Here is a 16,159-nt window from a genome sequence, read left to right as displayed (position 1 = left end):
ACCTCCCGCTGCGCGATGAGCGCTGCTACCTTTCCACCTAACAAATGTTTGGTGGAAAGGTAGCGGATCTGCTCATGGGTGTCTCCACCTCCGCCCCAGCGACAGGCGTCCGTCTGGTCGCCATGGACTTCCCACCCGTCAACGCCCTTCCCGTGCGGGGCTGGTACGAGCTGGCCGACGCACTGCGCACCGCGGGCGCCGACCCGTCGGTGCGCTGTGTGGTGCTGGCCGCCGAGGGCCGGGGCTTCAACGCGGGCGTGGACATCAAGGAGATCCAGGCGGCCGAGGGCCATACGGCGCTCATCGGCGCCAACCACGGATGTGCCGAGGCGTTCGCCGCCGTCTACGACTGCCCGGTCCCGGTCGTCGCCGCCGTCCACGGCTTCTGCCTGGGCGGTGGCATCGGGCTGGTCGGGAACGCCGACGCGATCGTGGCCAGCGAGGACGCCACGTTCGGCCTGCCCGAACTGGACCGGGGCGCGCTGGGCGCGGCCACCCATCTGGCGCGGCTGGTGCCGCGGCATCTGATGCGCGCGCTGTACTACACCGCGCGCACCGCGACCGCCGAGGAGCTGCACCGCCATGGCTCGGTGTGGCGGGTCGTGCCGCGCGCCGGGCTGCGGGAGGCGGCACTGGAGCTGGCCGGTGAGATCGCCGCCAAGGACGGTGCGCTGCTGCGGCTGGCGAAGGCGGCCATCAACGGCATCGATCCGGTCGATGTGCGCCGGAGCTACCGCTTCGAGCAGGGCTTCACCTTCGAGGCCAATCTGGCGGGCCTGTCCGACGGGCACCGCGACGCGTTCGTCGCCAGGAGCACTGGGAAGGGGTGAGCGGCGTTGGCCGACAAGACGATGACGGCCGAGGAGGCCGTCGGCCGGATCCGCAGCGGTATGACGGTCGGTATCGGCGGCTGGGGGTCGCGGCGCAAGCCCATGGCGCTGGTCCGCGCCCTGCTGCGGTCGGAGGTCGGCGATCTGACCGTGGTCTCCTTCGGCGGCCCCGACGTCGGGCTGCTGGTCGCCGCCGGGAAGGTCCGCAAGCTGGTGACGGCGTTCGCGACGCTCGACTCGATCCCCCTGGAGCCGCACTTCCGGGCGGCGCGCGAGCGGGGGGACATCGAACTGACCGAGCTGGACGAGTCGATGATGATGTGGGGGCTGACCGCCGCCGTGCACCGGCTGCCGTTCCTGCCCGTCCGCGCGGGCCTCGGCTCGGACGTCATGACGGTCAACCCCGGGCTGCGGACGGTCACATCGCCGTACGAGGACGGTGAGGAGCTGGTGGCGGTGCCCGCGCTGCGGCTGGACGTGGCGCTGGTGCACCTCAACCGGGCGGACGCGCAGGGCAATGGGCAGTACCTCGGGCCCGATCCGTACTTCGACGACCTGTTCTGCGAGGCGGCCGCCGAGGCGTATCTCTCCTGTGAACGCGTCGTCGCCACCGCCGAGTTCGCGGACGCGGGCGGCCCGCAGAGGCTGCTGGTCAAGCGGCATGCGGTGACCGGCGTGGTCGAGACCCCGGGAGGCGCGCACTTCACCTCCTGCGTCCCCGACTACGGACGGGACGAGGCGTTCCAGAGCGCGTACGCCAAGGCCGCCGCCGACCCGGAGGCGTGGCGGGAGTTCACGAAACGGTTTCTGTCCGGGGACGAAGAGCGGTACCGGGCCGCGGTGGCGGCGTTCGGAAGGGAGGACGCATGACCGGAGGGGTGACCCGGGCCGAGTACTGCGTGGTGGCCTGTGCCGAGGCATGGCGGGGCGACGGGGAGATCCTGGCCGCCCCGATGGGCGCGGTGCCCAGGATCGGCGCCCGGCTGGCCAAGCGAACCTTCGCGCCCGAGCTGATGCTGACGGACGGCGAGGCGATGATCGTGGGCGGCGATCCGGAGGTGGTGGAGGGGTGGCTGCCGTACCGGGCGCATCTGGCGCTGGTCACCGGCGGCCGGCGCCATGTGATGATGGGCGCGAGCCAGCTCGACCGCCATGGCAACCAGAACATCAGCTGTATCGGCGACTGGAAGCGGCCCAAACGGCAGCTCCTGGGGGTGCGGGGAGCGCCGGTCAACACCCTGAACAACCCCACGAGTTACTGGGTGCCCCGGCACTCGCGGCGGGTCTTCGTCGAACGCGTCGACGTGGTGTGCGGGGTGGGTTACGACCGGGCGGCGGCCGCGGGGCCGGGCGCGGCCCGCTTCCATGACCTCCGGTGTGTGGTGACCGATCTGGCGGTCCTCGACTTCGCCACGCCCGACCGCACCCTGCGGGTGCGCTCCCTGCATCCCGGGGTGACCGCCGAGGCGGTGCGCGAGGCCACCGGCTTCCCCCTCGACATCGCCGACGACGTCCCGTCCACCCGGGAGCCGACCCCCGCCGAGCTGCGGCTGATCCGGGAGGTCATCGACCCGGAGGGGGCCCGCGAGCGAGAGGTGCCGTCCTGATGGACACTCCGCTGACCCGGCTCGTCGGGGTGCGCCATCCGATCGTCCAGACGGGCATGGGGTGGGTGGCCGGGCCCCGGCTGGTGTCCGCCGTGGCGAACGCCGGGGCGCTGGGCATCCTGGCCTCCGCGACCATGTCGCCCGAGCGGCTGCGCTCGGCCGTGCGCGAGGTCGCGGCCCGCACCGACGCGCCCTTCGGCGTCAATCTGCGCGCCGACGCCGGGGACGCCGGGGAGCGGGTGCGGATCATCGTCGAGGAGGGGGTGCGGGTCGCCTCGTTCGCGCTGGCCCCCAGGCGTGAGCTGATCGACCGGCTGAAGGACGCGGGCGTGGTGGTCATCCCGTCCGTGGGCGCCCGGCGCCACGCGGAGAAGGTGGCGGGCTGGGGCGCGGACGCGGTGGTGGTGCAGGGCGCCGAGGGCGGTGGCCACACCGGGCAGGTGGCCACCACCGTGCTGCTCCCCCAGGTCGTGGACGCGGTGGACATCCCGGTCGTGGCCGCGGGCGGCTTCCACGACGGACGGGGGCTGGCGGCCGCGCTCGCCTACGGGGCGGCGGGGATCGCCATGGGCACCCGCTTCCTGCTCACCTCGGACAGCACGGTCCCGGACGCGGTGAAGGCGCGCTATCTGGCGGCGGCGGTCACCGATGTCACCGTCACCACGGCGGTCGACGGACTCCCCCACCGGATGCTCCGCAGCGAGCTGGTCGACTCCCTCGAGCGCTCCGGCCGCACCGCCGCGCTCCTGCGCGCCGTCCGCCACGCCGCCGCGTTCCGGCGGCTGGCCGGGCTGACCTGGCCGCGGATGGTGCGCGACGGGCTGGCGATGCGGCATGGCAAGGACCTCACCTGGAGCCAGGTCCTGCTGGCCGCCACCACCCCGATGCTGCTGAAGGCGTCGATGGTGGACGGCCGCACCGACACGGGGGTGATGGCCTCCGGTCAGGTGGCCGGGGTGATCGAGGATCTGCCCTCCTGCGCGGAGCTGGTGGACCGGATCATGGCCGGGGCCGCGGCGACCCTGGACGGGCTGACCAGCGGTCGTACAGTGGGGTGAAAGCGGCCAGACCATGACACGGGGAATGGGAGGTCGTCATGGCCGACCCCAAGGGTTTCCTCACCACACCCCGCCGTCTTGCGCCCCGGCGTCCGGTGGACGAGCGGGTGCGGGACTGGGACGAGGTTCCCGCGCCCGGCGGACTGCTGCCGATCATCAACGCGCAGGCGGGCCGCTGCATGGACTGCGGCATCCCGTTCTGCCACGAGGGCTGCCCGCTGGGGAACCTCATCCCGGAGTGGAACGACCTGGTCTCACGTGACGACTGGCTGCGCGCGAGCGAGCGGCTGCACGCCACCAACAATTTTCCCGAGTTCACCGGCCGGCTCTGCCCGGCCCCCTGCGAGAGCGCCTGTGTGCTGGCCATCAACCAGCCGGCGGTCACCATCAAGAACGTCGAGGTGGCCATCGCCGACCGGGCCTGGGAGAGCGGCCATGTGACCCCCAAGCCACCGGACCGGCTGAGCGGGCATACGGTCGCCGTCATCGGCTCGGGGCCCGCGGGCCTGGCCGCGGCCCAGCAGCTCACCCGTGCGGGGCACACCGTGGCGGTGTACGAGCGCGACGACCGGGCGGGCGGACTGCTCCGCTACGGCATCCCCGGGTTCAAGATGGAGAAGCGCCACCTGGACCGGCGGCTGGAGCAGATGCGCGCGGAGGGCACCAAGTTCCGTACCGGCGTGGACGTCGGCACCGATATGGACGCCGCCGAGCTCCGGGCGCGCTACGACGCGGTCGTGATAGCCGTGGGCGCCCGGGCCTGGCGCGAACTCCCCGTCCCGGGAAGGGAGTTGGCCGGAATCCATCAGGCGATGGAGTATCTGCCGATGGCCAACCGGGTGCTGGAGGGCGACTACGCCCGGCCGCCGATCACCGCCGAGGGCAAGCATGTGGTCATCGTCGGCGGCGGGGACACCGGCGCGGACTGTCTGGGCACCGTACTGCGGCAGGGCGCCGCCTCCGTGACCCAGTTGGACATCCACCCCCGGCCCGGCGACGAGCGGGCGGAGGGCGAGCCCTGGCCCACCTACCCCAAGATCTACCGGATGTCCGCCGCCCATGAGGAGGCGCGGGAGCTGGCGGCCTCGCCGGAGGCGGACGTGGACGCGCGGGTCTTCTCCGCGACCACCGTCCGCTTCGAGGGGACCGCACCGGACGCGGAGCGGCCGCACGGCGGCGTCCGGGCGCTGCGTCTGGTCGGGGCCCGTGCCGATGGAGAGCCCGGGCCGGGCACGGAGCGGGTGCTGCGGGCGGATCTGGTGCTGCTGGCCCTCGGCTTCCGCGGCCCGGAGCGGGACGGCGGGCTGCTGGACCAGCTCGGTCTTGAGCTCGACGAGCGCGGCACCGTCGCCCGCGACGCGTCCTTCGCCACCGGCGCGGACGGGGTGTTCGTGGCGGGCGACGCGGGCCGTGGCCAGTCGCTGATCGTCTGGGCGATCGCCGAGGGCCGCTCGGCCGCGGCCGCCGTGGACCGCTATCTCGCGGGCTCCACGACGCTCCCGGCGCCGGTCGGGCCGACCGACCTGCCGATGACGGCCTGACGACCGGCCTGCCGGTGACGGCCTGACGCCGCGGTGGCCGGGTGGCCGGGAACCCGCGCGGGCAGGGCGGGCCGCCTGCCGCGGTCGTGCGGCGCGGGCATAGTGTGCGTCCATGATCTCGCAATCCCCCCTCCTCACCGTGGCCGACGGTGTGCACATCTGGTCCCCGACCCCGAGCGCCGGCTGGGGTCTGGCCAACTGCGGTCTGATCGTCTCGCCCGACGGCCACGCCGCCTGGGTCGACAGCCCCTACGACCGTCGGATGGCCGGTGAGTTCCTGGAACACAGCCGTGCCCTGCTGCCCGACGGGGGCCGGATCGAGCGGGTGATCGTCACCCACGCCAACGGCGACCACCTGTGGGGCGCGGAGGTCGTACCGGACGCGGAGATCGTCGCCACCCGCGAGGCGCTCGGCCACATCGAGTACGAGCCCTCGCCGCAGCAGTTGCACGGCCTGGTGCACGGCAGCGATCCGGCGACTCCGCTCGGCTGGTACCTCAATCGGCACTTCGGGCGGTTCGACTGGTCCGCCACCGAGGTGGTCGAGCCGACGCTCACCTTCGTGGGCGAACTCGACCTGCGCGTGGGCCAGGTGCCGGTGCGGCTGTTCAGCCTGGAGTCCGCGCACACCGCGGGCGATCTGGTGGCGTATCTGCCGCGGCAGAAGGTGGCGTTCACCGGCGATGTCATCTTCGCCTCCGGTCCGCAGGACCCCGGCGACCACGCGGTGCACTGGGCGGGCCCGCTGGACAATGTGATCTCCGCGTGCGAGCGGGTGCTCGCGACCGGGGCCGAGGTGATCGTCCCCGGCCATGGCCCGGTCCTCGACCGGGAGGGGGTGCGCGGCCACATCGGCTATCTGGAGCATCTGCGGGACCGCACCCGGCAGCTGCACACGGCCGGGGTACCGGCCCTGGAGGCCGCCCGCACCCTGATCGCCGAGAACGCCTATCCGTCGCTGGGCCTGCCCGAGCGGCTGGTGATCACGGTGGGCTCGGAGTACCGGCATCTGAACGGTACGGAGGAGGCGGCGGACCTCGTGGCCACCATGGCCGATCTGGCCCAGGTGGCATGGGAGCGGCGCGAGGGCGCGCAGGCGGCCTCGTCCTGACCACCTGGTCACCGCAGGGCGCGCGCCGCGGCCGGGAGGTCCTGCTCGGTCCAGATGATCTTGCCCTGGCTGGTGTAGCGGGTGCCCCAGCGCTGGACCATCTGGGCGACGAGGAACAGCCCGCGTCCCCCCTCGTCGGTGGTGGCCGCCCGGCGCAGATGGGGCGCGGTGGTGCTGCCGTCGGCGACCTCGCAGATCAGCGCGCGGTTGCGCAGCAGCCGCAGCCGCACGGGGCCCACGGCGTGCCGGATGGCGTTGCCGAGCAGCTCGCTGACCACCAGCTCGGTGGCGAAGGCGGCCTCATCCAGGTGCCATTCGGCCAGGGTGCGGGCGACGGCCGCCCGCATCCGGGCCACCACCTCGGGGTCCGCCGGGAGGTCCCACGAGGCCACCCGGCGCGCGTCCAGCGCGGTGGTACGGGCGATGAGCAGGCAGACGTCGTCGGTGCGGCGCGGTGAGAGCAGGGCGGCCATCACGGTGTCGCAGGCCCGCTCCGGGTCGGGGTCGGCATCGGTGAGGGCGTCCCGCAGCTGGTCGAGCCCGGCCTCGAAGTCCCGTTCGCGGTCCTGGACCAGCCCATCGGTGTAGAGGACGAGGCGGCTGCCCTCGGGCAGCTCCGTCTCGGCCGCCTCGTACAGCCGGCTGCCGAGTCCCAGCGGCGGGCCCGCGGGCAGGTCGAGGAAGGTCACCGAGCCGCCGGGATGGACCAGGGCCGGAGGTGGATGGCCGGCCCGCGCCAGGGTGCAGTGCCGGGAGACCGGGTCGTAGACCGCGTACAGACAGGTGGCCCCGGCGGCCCCGGCGCCGCCGCCCGTGGCGGTCTCCTCCCGGTCGACCTGGTCGACCACGTCGTCGAGCCGGGCGAGCAGCTCATCGGGGGGAAGGTCCACGACGGAGAAGTTGCGCACGGCGGTGCGCAGCCGGCCCATGGTCGCGGCGGCGTGCAGTCCATGGCCGACGACATCGCCGACGACGAGGGCGACCCGGGCCCCGGACAGCGGGATGACGTCGAACCAGTCGCCCCGCACCCCGCCGGGGGCGGGCAGATAGCGCTGGGCGGCGACGACGGCCTGCTGCTCGGGGCGGCCGCGCGGCAGCAGGCTCTCCTGCAGGGCCAGGGTGGTGGCGTGCTCGCGCGCGTAGCGGCGGGCGTTGTCGATGGCGACGGCCGCCTGACCGGCCAGCTCCTCGGCGAAGGTCCGGTCCTCCTCGTCGAACGGCGGGGTGTCCCCCGAGCGCCAGAACGCCGCTTGGCCCAGCCGGACGCCGCGCCCACTGAGCGGCACGGTCAGCAGCGAGTGGATGCCGTGCTCACTCACCCGCCCCAGCCGCTCCGGGTCCTGGGGCGTCCAGTCGGGGCAGGACGGCAGCTCGCCTACGGCGAACACGCGCGCCTGGCCGGTGCCACCGGCCCGCTGGGTGACGGGGAAGGACGAGACGCGCTCACCGACCCGGCGCAGCGGAGGGTCCTGCCGGATGCCGCTGAAGGCGGCCCGGCGCAGCGGCGAGTCCCGGTCGCCCGGCTCCTCGCCGCCCAGCACGGCCTCGTGCAGATCGACGGTGGCGTAGTCGGCGAAACGCGGCACGGCGACCCGGGTGAGTTCCTCGGCGGTGCCTTCCATGTCGAGGCTGCTGCCCACGCGGACACCCGCCTCGTACAGCAGCTGGAGGCGTGCGTAGGCCCGGTCGGCCTTGTCCGTCAGGGCGCGCAGCTCGGTGGTGTCCCGCAGGGTGGCGACGCTGCCCCAGGGCTGTCCGCCCCGCTCCGCCGGGCGCTGGTTGACCGCCAGCAGCCGGTTCCCGACCTCGTACACCTCGTCGGTGGCCTCGCGCCCCGAGGTGAGCAGCCCGGCGATCTCCGGGGGCAGGCCGACGTCGGTGATCTGCCGTCCGTGTGCGTCGCGCGCGAGGCCCAGCAGGAGCAGCGCCTCGTCGTTGGCGAGCAGCAGCCGTCCCTCGTCGCCGAGGATCAGCACCCCCTCCCGGACCGAGCGCAGCACGGCGTCGTGGTGTTCGTACATCCTGGTGATCTCGGCGGGGCCGAGCCGGTGGGTCTGCCGCCGCAGCCGCCGGGCCACGAGCGCCGCACCGCCCCCGCCCAGGAGGAGGGCGAAGGCCGTGGAGCCGTAGATCATCGGCAGTTGACGGCTGACCGTGCGGGCCACGGAGGGGAGGGAGACCCCGGCGTTGACGACGCCGATCACCCGGCCCCGGGCGTTGGTGACCGGCACGGCGGCCCGGATCGAGGGGGCCGGGCGGGTGACGCCCGGGGTCTTGTCGGTGAAGGCCCGGCCCACTGTGGCCGGGTAGATGCCGCGGTCGACGCGCTTGCCGATCAGCTTGGGGTTCGGATGGCTGCACCGGATGCCCCGGGGGGTGGTCACCACGATGTAGTCGACACCGGTCCGCCGCCGGACCTTCTCGGCGTAGGGCTGGAGGGTCCTGGAGGGGTCGCGGGACTCCAGCGCCTGCTGGACGCCGGGGGCGGCGGCGACGGTCCGTGCGACGGTCAGGGCACGGCCCCGGGCCTGGTTGTCCCGGCTGCCGCGCGCCTGGAGGGACAGCGTGGCACCCGCGGCGAGCACCAGGAGCGTCACGATGATCAGCATCAGGGCGAACACCTGCCCGCCGACACTGCGCGAGCCCAGCGCCGAGCGCACTCTCACATGCTCTGTCTAACGCACATCCGCGGGTCGCACACCTGGTGGCGGCCGGGGTGGGAGCATCCGCGGTCAGAAATTGATCATGTGTCCGGCGAGCCCGTGGACGGCCTCCTTCACCGCCTCGCTGAGGGTCGGATGGGCGTGGACGTTGCGGGCCACCTCGTGCACGGTGAGATCCCACTGCTGGGCGAGGGTGAGCTCGGGCAGCAGCTCGGTGACCTCGGGGCCGATGAGATGGCCGCCCAGCAGTTCACCGTGGCGGCCGTCGCCGATGAGCTTCACGAAGCCGACGGGGTCGCCGAGCCCCTGGGCCTTCCCGTTGGCGGTGAACGGGAACTTCGCCACCCGGACGTCGAAGCCGCGCTCGCGCGCCTGGGCCTCGGCCCAGCCGAAGCTGGCGATCTGCGGCTGGCAGAAGGTGGCGCGCGGGATCATCACATAGTCGAGCTCCATGGACTCCGCCCCGGCGATGGTCTCCGCCGCGACGATGCCCATGGCCTCGGCGGCGTGGGCCAGCATCAGCTTGGCGGTGACGTCACCGATGGCGAAGATGTGCGGCACATTGGTGCGGCACCGGCCGTCGATGCCGATGGCGCCCCGTTCGGTCAGCCGGACGCCGGTGCGCTCCAGCCCGTATCCGTCCACCCGCGGCCGGAACCCGATGGCCTGGAGCACCCGGGCGGCCTGGAGGGTCTGCCGCTGGCCGCCGGTGGTCACCATGACCTTGACCGCGGGGCCCGCGTCGTTGATCGCCTCCACCCGGGTGGAGGTCAGGATGTTCATGCCGAGCCTGCGGAAGCGCCGGGTGAGCTCGGCGGAGACCTCCTCGTCCTCCAGGGGCACGATCCGGTCCATGAACTCCACCAGCGTCACCTGCACCCCGTAGCTGTGCATGATGTACGCGAACTCCACGCCGATGGCGCCCGCGCCCGCGATCAGGACGCTGCCGGGCAGGGTGGGCGAGAGGATCTGCTCCTCATAGGTCACCACCCGCTCGCTGAGGGAGGTGCCGGGCAGCAGATTGGTGATCGAGCCCGCGGCGATGACGCAGTGGTCGAAGGTGAGCGTCTCCGTGCCGCCGCCGGAGCGGGTGACCAGCATGTCGTGGGGTCCGGTGAAGCTGCCCCGCCCCTCGAACTGGGTGATCTTGTTCTTCTTCATCAGATAGTGGACGCCCTTGACCCGTCCGTCGGCCACCTTGCGGCTGCGCTCGAACGCGTCCCGGTAGTCCACGGTGACATCGCCGTTCACCCGGATGCCGAAGTCCTTGGCCTCGTGGATGAACAGATGGGCCAGTTCGGCGTTGCGCAGCAGGGCCTTGGACGGGATGCAGCCCACGTTCAGGCAGACGCCGCCCCAGTAGCGTTCCTCGACCACGGCCGTGGTCAGGCCCAGCTGGGCGGCGCGGATCGCGGCGACATAGCCGCCCGGCCCGGCTCCCAGGACCACCACGTCGAAATGTGCGCTCATGCGTCGCACCTTAGACATTAGAGTCGGGGTATGGCTTCAGACGAGGGGTCCGTACGGGTGGACAGCTGGATCTGGTCCGTGCGGCTGACGAAGACGCGCTCCATGGCGTCCTCGGCCTGCCGCGCGGGGCACGTCCGGGTCAACGGCGAGCGCGTCAAGCCCGCGCACACGGTGCGGCCCGGGGACGAGGTGCGGCTGCGCCATGCGGGGCGCGACCGGATCGTGGTCGTCTCGCGCATCGTGCGCAAGCGGGTCGGGGCGCCGGTGGCGGTGGAGTGCTACGTCGACAACAGCCCGCCTCCCCCTCCGCGCGAGCACACCGTGCCGATCGGGCTGCGCGACCGCGGGACGGGCCGCCCCACCAAGCGCGACCGGCGCGATATGGAGCGGCTGCGCGGTATGCCCGGGGGCCTCGGCTGAGGCCCGGTCAGTCCGCGGTGATACGCACGGGGCCGCCGTGTGCGTCGGCTCCGGCGATCCAGTCGGCGGGCAGGTGGAACGGCCGGTTGGGCGCCGCCGTGTGAGGAAGGCGCCCGCGGTGCAGCGTCCGGCCGTCCTGGCTGACGGTGAGCACCGGCCGGGTCAGGAACCGCGTGGTGCGCAGGGTGAACCGGCCGCGCGGCGGTCGGGGCCCGTCCGGGGTGAGCCGGTTGGGTGAGATCCACAGCAGCGGCGCCTCGACCCGCACCGGCAGCGGTCCCGGGGTCCATGGCACACCCGCGAGATGGCGCAGTACGGGCTCGGCGGCGAACCGGCCGTCGAGGGCGGCGATATCGGCGGTCTCGACCGGGTGCAGCAGATTGCCCACGGCGAAGACCCCGGGCTCGCCGGTGCGGAACTCGGCGTCGGTGGCCGGGCCCCGGGTGCCGGGGTCGAGCGCGATCCCGGCGCTTCTGGCCAGTTCGTGGTCGGGGATCCAGTCGCCGGTGAACACCACGGTGTCGCAGCCGATGGCCGCGGTCCTGCCGTCCCGGTGCCGCAGCCGTACGCTCTCCAGCCGCCCCCGGCCGGTCAGTTCGGCCACGGTGGCGTCGGTGACCAGGGATACGCCGTGGCGCAGCCGGGTGCCGAGGTGGCGCGCCGGGTGGGTCTGGTGGCGGGGCTGGTCGGTGACCATGGCGGCGACCTCGGCCCCGGCCCGGCGCAGGGTGGCCACCGCGGAGTAGCTGACCCGTTCCGCGCCGACGATGACGGCGCGGCGGCCGACGCTCTGGTGGTGCACATGGACGGCCTGCTGCAACTGCCCGGTGGTGAAGACGCCCGCCGGCCGGGTGCCGGGCACCAGGCGGGCGCTGCGCGGGCGTTCCCGGGCTCCGGTGGCCAGGACGACGGCCGTGGCGGTGATCCGCTCCAGGCCGGTCGGGCCGGTGATGTCCACGGTCCGCGGCGCCGCCCAGCCGGTGGCCGTGACACCGGTGCGCAGCACGGCCCCGGCGCGGATGGCGGCGTCGATGTGGTGGCGGGCGTAGTCCGGTCCGGTCATCACCCGGCGCAGATCGCGCAGTCCGAATCCGGTGTGGCCGCAGTGGCGGGGGATGCCGCCCGCGCGCTGTTCGCGGTCGAGGACCTCGACCCGGTTCACCCCGGCGGCGGCCAGCCGCGCGGCGACCGCGAGTCCGGCCGGTCCGGCCCCGATGACCAGGACGTCGACGGTGCGGTGGGTACGGTCGGTGGGGGTCATCGCCGGGCCTCCGTCCGGTCCTGGGCCGCGGTGGCCGCCTCGAACTGGGCGCGCACCGCGGCGCCGCAGAAGAATCCCTGGCAGCGCCCGGCCAGGGCCCGGGTGCGGCGCCGGAGGCCGTCCAGCGAGGCCGGTGGCACGGTGGCGGTCAGCGCGTCGCGGATCTCGCCCCGGGTGACGCGTTCGCAGTGACAGACCACGGTGCCGTACGCGGGGTCGGCGGCGATGAGGTCGGCGCGCTGGTAGGGGCGCGGGAACGCCTCGCCGATGGTGGGCATCCGCACGGGCTCGATCTCCCGCTCGGCCCCGGGGTCCAGCCCGCAGTCGACGAGGAGTTCCGCCACATGCGCGGCGATCGCCATGGAGGCGGTGAGCCCGGTGGAGCGGATGCCACCCACGGCGACATACCGCCGTCCGGGGTCGGTGTGGATCTGGTAGTCGCCGTGCTCGGTGGCGGCGCGCAGTCCGGCGTAGACGGCGGTGACCTCCTCCTCCAGCAGCTCCGGCAGGATCCGCGCGCCCTTCTCGCGGAGCGAGGCCAGTCCGTCGGCCGACGATCCGGTGGCGGTCTTGTCGTCGAGGTCCTCGGCGGTGGGGCCGAGCATCACATTGCCGTACACGGTCGGCGACACCAGCACGCCCTTGCCGAGCGCGGTGGGCACCGGCAGCAGGATGTGGTCGACCAGGCCGCGGGCGAACTTGTCGAAGACGATGAGCTCGCCGCGACGCGGGGTCACGGTGAACTCCTGGTGGCCGAGCCGCCGGTTGATCTCGTCCGAGTACAGCCCCGCGGCGTTCACCAGATGACGGGTGCGCAGCACCCCGCGCGGAGTGGCGATCTCGTGGTGGTCCGCGCCGGTGGCGATGGCCCCGGCCGGGCAGTTCAGATGCAGGTCGACGCCCGCGCGGACCGCCTGGGTGGCGTAGGCGAGCGTCGTCGTCCAGGGGCAGATGACGCTCTCGCCGGGGACCTCGAGCGCGCCGAGGGCGCCCGGTCCCAGACGGGGCTCGCGGGCGTAGACGGCGTCCGCGTCGAGGATGGCCGTCTCGTCGTAGCCGTTGCGCGCGGCCTTCTCGGCGAGTGACGGCAGCGCGGCGAGCTGCTCCCCGTCCCAGGCGACGAGCAGCGCGCCGAGCGGTTCGAGCGGGATGCCGGTCTCGGCGGCGTAGGCGGTCAGCCGCTGGTAGCCCTCGCGCACCAGGCGGGCCTCCAGGGTGCCCGGGGTGGCGTCGAAGCCGGTGTGCAGGATCGCGGTGTTGGCCTTGGACGTGCCGTTGCCGACGTCGTTCGACGCCTCGACCAGGGCGGTCCGCAAGCGGTACCGGGCCAGTTCGCGGGCGATGGCGGCGCCGACCACCCCGGCGCCGATGATGGCCACGTCGTAGACCTCGTCGGGGAGGTCACCCGTGGTCGTAACGGTCATGCTGGTCCCTTGCTCGGTGGTGGACACGGCTGCTGGTGCCCGGGTGGTCCTCAGTCGTGGGCGGCGGCCGTCGGCGCGTGGTCCAGCAGCGCGGCCACGGCCGAGCGGAAGGCGGCCAGCCGCTCGGCGGCCCGCTCCGCGCTGATCCGCGGTTCGTAGACGGCGGCGGGCTCCCACGCGGGGACCGCCTCCTCGACCGTCAGGCCCGGGTCGAGCCCCATCCGCGCGGCGGCGCCCACGCCCAGCGCCGTGGCGTCCGGCAGCGCCGACACCTCCACCGGCCGCTGCAGCAGATCGGCCTGGGTCTGCATCAGCAGCGCCGAGCGGGTCAGTCCCCCGTCGACGCGCAGGACGGTCAGCGGCGCGCCCAGGTCGGAGGCGGCCGCCTCGGCGATCTCCACGACCTGGGCGGCGATGCCCTCGCACAGGGCGCGCACCAGATGTCCGGCGGTGGTGTCGAGGCCGAGCCCGGTCAGCGAGCCCTTGAGGTCGCCGCGCCACCACGGCGCGGCGAGTCCGGCGAGCGCCGGTACGAAGGTGACGCCCCCGGCGTCGGGCACGGTCCCCCCGACCGGGTCGAGGTCCTGGGGCCCTTGGATCACCCCCAGGTCGCTGAGCCAGCGCACCGCGGAGGCGGCGGTGTACACCTGCCCGTCCAGGCAGTAGCTGGTGCGCCCGCCGAACCGCCAGGCCACACAGGAGACCAGGCCGTGGGGGCCGCGCAGGGGCCGGTCGCCGGTCTGGGCGAGGAGGAAGGCGCCGGTGCCGTAGGTGCACTTGGCGGTGGACGGTTCGGTCACCCGCTGCGCCAGCAGGGCGGCCTGCTGGTCGACGAAGAGTCCGGTGAGCGGAACCTCGCCGCCGAAGGCCGTGGTGGTGCCGACCGGCCCGGCGGCGTCGACGACGCGCGGCAGCCGTTCGGCGGTCAGCCCGTAGAGGTCCAGCGCCTTCGGGGACCAGGCGACGCGGTCGAGGTCGAGCAGCCCGGTGCGCCCGGCGGTGGCGGCATCGGTGACGAACGCGCCGGTGAGCCGGTGGACAAGCCAGACATCGCTGGTGGTGACCACGCCCTCGTCGGTCAGATGGCGCCGGATCCACGCCATCTTGGGCGCCGCGAAGTACGGATCGAGGGGCAGGCCGGTGAGTTCGCGCAGCGTCTCGGCGTGCGGCGCGAGCTGCTCGCACACCGTGTGGGCCCGTCGGTCCTGCCAGACCAGCGCGTCCGTCAGCGGCTCTCCCGTGACGGGGTCCCAGGCCAGCACGGTCTCGCCCTGGTTGGCCAGCCCCACCGCCACGACCGGCTCCCCCGCGGCCGCGAGCGCCTGGCGCCCCGCCTCGATGACCGAGGTGAGCAGCGCGGCCGGATCGACCTCGACCAGTCCACCGGGCAGATGGCGGGGCCGTACGGGCACCTCGGCGGAGCCGATCACCCCGCGCTCGGGGCAGAGCACCAGCGCCTTGGTGCCCGAGGTGCCTTGGTCGACGGCGAGGACCGGGCCGGTCGCGGGGTCGGCCGGGGTGCGGTGGCGACGCTCTGCAGGCAGCATGTCCGGTTCTTCGCTCGGGACGGGCGGATCGCTTCGGGCTCGGGGGACGGCGCGCTCGCGGGACGGGGCGCGGATCTCGCCGGAAAGCCTGGTGCAGGCGCGGGGCGGGCGTCAAGACGGCCCGTTCGGGCACGGACCGGAGTCCCCCGTTCCCGAATCGTTGCACCGGGACTATAAGATCCCTGCAACCATCCCCCAGGCCCCTCGTTTCCCGCGTCCGGTACGTCAGCTCCGTACGAAAGTCATCCGATGCCCGAGGAAGAGTTCCGTCCCGTGTACCACCCCGCGGGCTATGACGGCGGGCTGCGCGTCGCGCTGCAGGATCTGCGCACCGGACGCTGGATATCGATGCGCAATCTGCTCGCGGAGACTCCCACTTGGTCGCTGTGGACCCAGCGCACCCAGGTGCTGGCCACGGCCGCCGCCGGATCCAATGTGGTGGACGCGTGGCGGACCGAGGAGCCGCAGAGCGTGGCGGCGCTGGTGATGCACACCCGGGTCGGGGTGGAGCGCGCGGTGCGCGCTCACCGCGAGGGACACCCCCGCACCCGGGAGCTGTGGCGGGAGGCGTGGCAGTCCTGCCAGCTGGCCGCGCATCACTCCCCGGCGGATCCGGTGCCCTGGGTGTGTCTGCTGGCCCTGGCCCAGCTGGACAAGAAGCAGCGGCAGGAGGAACACCGGGTGGCCCCGCCGGGTCCGCTGCTGTTCCCCGGACCCTGGGGGCTGCTGGCGGAGGCCGACCGGCGCGATCCGTACAACCGCGAGGCGTACCACCGGATGCTGCAGTTCGTGTACGCCCGGCGGGCCGGGGGTTCGCTGGCCGAGGCGGTCAACTTCGTGCAGTGGGTGGTCCCGGGCGCGCCCGAGGGCTCCGCGCTGCAGGTGCTGCCGCTGTACGTGCATGTCGAGCGGTACCGCGAGGAACGGGGCTACGAGAAGGCGCTCGACCTTCACTGGGCCACCGAGGACGCCACCCGGGACGCGAGGAAGGCGCTGCACGGCTGGTTCGACCACGCGGATGTCACAACGAGTTCCCTGCTCGATCTCAACCATCTGGCACACGCCCTGTGGGGCGCGCTGCTGTTCTCCGACGCGGCCCGCGTCTTCGAGGCGCTGGGGCCGTACTTCACCCCGCTCCCCTGGGCCTACCGCACCCGCGACGCCGCCGACCGCGCCCTGGCTGAAGAAATGTTTCTTCGCGCCCGGGTCCGTTCGCTGGCCGGCGCC

General features: G+C 73.6%; 13 protein-coding genes. 8 read left to right on the top strand and 5 right to left on the bottom strand.

Annotation, left to right across the window (positions count from 1 at the left end; translation table 11 throughout):
• The first annotated feature begins 74 nt into the window (after positions 1–74).
• The 6 genes from GWI24_RS08575 to GWI24_RS08550 all read left to right on the top strand — a co-directional run bounded on the left by GWI24_RS08575 (position 75) and on the right by GWI24_RS08550 (position 6,147).
• Entirely contained in the window at positions 75–830 is a 756-nt protein-coding gene (locus tag GWI24_RS08575; protein WP_210945287.1) for an enoyl-CoA hydratase family protein, read from the top strand.
• 6 nt (positions 831–836) lie between these two features.
• The gene (locus tag GWI24_RS08570) at positions 837–1,700 is read left to right on the top strand and encodes a CoA transferase subunit A (RefSeq protein WP_374103283.1); all 864 of its coding nucleotides are present in this window, start codon (positions 837–839) and stop codon (positions 1,698–1,700) included.
• Positions 1,697–2,437 (top strand): CoA-transferase subunit beta, encoded by a 741-nt coding sequence (locus GWI24_RS08565; protein WP_210945286.1) that lies wholly within the window; start codon positions 1,697–1,699, stop codon positions 2,435–2,437. Before GWI24_RS08570 ends, GWI24_RS08565 begins: the two co-directional genes overlap by 4 nt.
• A complete protein-coding gene (locus tag GWI24_RS08560; protein ID WP_210945285.1) occupies positions 2,437–3,495 on the top strand; it encodes a nitronate monooxygenase family protein in 1,059 nt (352 codons plus the stop codon). Before GWI24_RS08565 ends, GWI24_RS08560 begins: the two co-directional genes overlap by 1 nt.
• 38 nt (positions 3,496–3,533) lie before the next feature.
• The gene (locus GWI24_RS08555; RefSeq protein WP_210945284.1) at positions 3,534–5,036 is read left to right on the top strand and encodes a glutamate synthase subunit beta; all 1,503 of its coding nucleotides are present in this window, start codon (positions 3,534–3,536) and stop codon (positions 5,034–5,036) included.
• Between the two features lie 112 nt (positions 5,037–5,148).
• The gene (locus GWI24_RS08550) at positions 5,149–6,147 is read left to right on the top strand and encodes an MBL fold metallo-hydrolase (RefSeq protein WP_210945283.1); all 999 of its coding nucleotides are present in this window, start codon (positions 5,149–5,151) and stop codon (positions 6,145–6,147) included.
• Positions 6,148–6,155: 8 nt separating this feature from the next.
• On the opposite strand, the gene GWI24_RS08545 is transcribed toward GWI24_RS08550, so the two are convergent.
• Complete coding sequence (locus GWI24_RS08545; RefSeq protein ID WP_308343580.1) at positions 6,156–8,813, bottom strand: SpoIIE family protein phosphatase; 2,658 nt, start codon at positions 8,811–8,813, stop codon at positions 6,156–6,158.
• A 66-nt stretch (positions 8,814–8,879) separates the two neighbouring features.
• Complete coding sequence (gene lpdA / locus GWI24_RS08540; protein ID WP_210945282.1) at positions 8,880–10,280, bottom strand: dihydrolipoyl dehydrogenase; 1,401 nt, start codon at positions 10,278–10,280, stop codon at positions 8,880–8,882.
• 30 nt (positions 10,281–10,310) lie between these two features.
• On the opposite strand from lpdA, the gene GWI24_RS08535 reads away from it, so the two are divergent.
• Positions 10,311–10,700: an RNA-binding S4 domain-containing protein gene (locus GWI24_RS08535; RefSeq protein ID WP_210945281.1), complete on the top strand. Its 390-nt coding sequence runs from the start codon at positions 10,311–10,313 to the stop codon at positions 10,698–10,700.
• Positions 10,701–10,707: 7 nt separating this feature from the next.
• On the opposite strand, the gene GWI24_RS08530 is transcribed toward GWI24_RS08535, so the two are convergent.
• Genes GWI24_RS08530 through GWI24_RS08520 form a run of 3 tightly spaced genes read right to left on the bottom strand, consistent with a single transcriptional unit; the run spans position 10,708 to position 14,932 of the window.
• Positions 10,708–11,961: an NAD(P)/FAD-dependent oxidoreductase gene (locus GWI24_RS08530; RefSeq protein WP_210945280.1), complete on the bottom strand. Its 1,254-nt coding sequence runs from the start codon at positions 11,959–11,961 to the stop codon at positions 10,708–10,710.
• A complete protein-coding gene (locus tag GWI24_RS08525; RefSeq protein WP_210945279.1) occupies positions 11,958–13,385 on the bottom strand; it encodes an NAD(P)/FAD-dependent oxidoreductase in 1,428 nt (475 codons plus the stop codon). The genes GWI24_RS08530 and GWI24_RS08525 overlap by 4 nt, the downstream gene beginning before the upstream one ends.
• 50 nt (positions 13,386–13,435) lie before the next feature.
• Positions 13,436–14,932, bottom strand: a complete 1,497-nt coding sequence (locus tag GWI24_RS08520) for an FGGY family carbohydrate kinase (RefSeq protein ID WP_210945278.1) — start codon at positions 14,930–14,932, stop codon at positions 13,436–13,438.
• 249 nt (positions 14,933–15,181) lie between these two features.
• Here GWI24_RS08520 and GWI24_RS08515 point away from each other — a divergent pair.
• The coding region (locus GWI24_RS08515; RefSeq protein WP_210945277.1) for a hypothetical protein at positions 15,182–16,159 on the top strand (978 nt) is incomplete at its 3' end.

Origin of the sequence: Streptomyces sp. MK37H (genome assembly GCF_018035285.1) — a bacterium.
Taxonomy (GTDB): Bacteria; Actinomycetota; Actinomycetes; order Streptomycetales; family Streptomycetaceae; genus Streptomyces; species Streptomyces endocoffeicus.
The sequence above is the reverse complement of the archived record's forward strand: the minus strand, read 5'-3'. Positions and strand labels throughout refer to the sequence as shown.

Excerpts from the sequence above, each read along its gene's own strand:
- GWI24_RS08525 (WP_210945279.1), bottom strand. The coding sequence starts at position 13,385 with ATGACCGTTACGACCACGGGTGACCTCCCCGACGAGGTCTACGACGTG.
- GWI24_RS08530 (WP_210945280.1), bottom strand. The coding sequence starts at position 11,961 with ATGACCCCCACCGACCGTACCCACCGCACCGTCGACGTCCTGGTCATC.
- GWI24_RS08535 (WP_210945281.1), top strand. The coding sequence starts at position 10,311 with ATGGCTTCAGACGAGGGGTCCGTACGGGTGGACAGCTGGATCTGGTCC.
- GWI24_RS08565 (WP_210945286.1), top strand. The coding sequence starts at position 1,697 with ATGACCGGAGGGGTGACCCGGGCCGAGTACTGCGTGGTGGCCTGTGCC.
- GWI24_RS08550 (WP_210945283.1), top strand. The coding sequence starts at position 5,149 with ATGATCTCGCAATCCCCCCTCCTCACCGTGGCCGACGGTGTGCACATC.
- lpdA (WP_210945282.1), bottom strand. The coding sequence starts at position 10,280 with ATGAGCGCACATTTCGACGTGGTGGTCCTGGGAGCCGGGCCGGGCGGC.
- GWI24_RS08555 (WP_210945284.1), top strand. The coding sequence starts at position 3,534 with ATGGCCGACCCCAAGGGTTTCCTCACCACACCCCGCCGTCTTGCGCCC.
- GWI24_RS08575 (WP_210945287.1), top strand. The coding sequence starts at position 75 with ATGGGTGTCTCCACCTCCGCCCCAGCGACAGGCGTCCGTCTGGTCGCC.
- GWI24_RS08520 (WP_210945278.1), bottom strand. The coding sequence starts at position 14,932 with ATGCTGCCTGCAGAGCGTCGCCACCGCACCCCGGCCGACCCCGCGACC.
- GWI24_RS08560 (WP_210945285.1), top strand. The coding sequence starts at position 2,437 with ATGGACACTCCGCTGACCCGGCTCGTCGGGGTGCGCCATCCGATCGTC.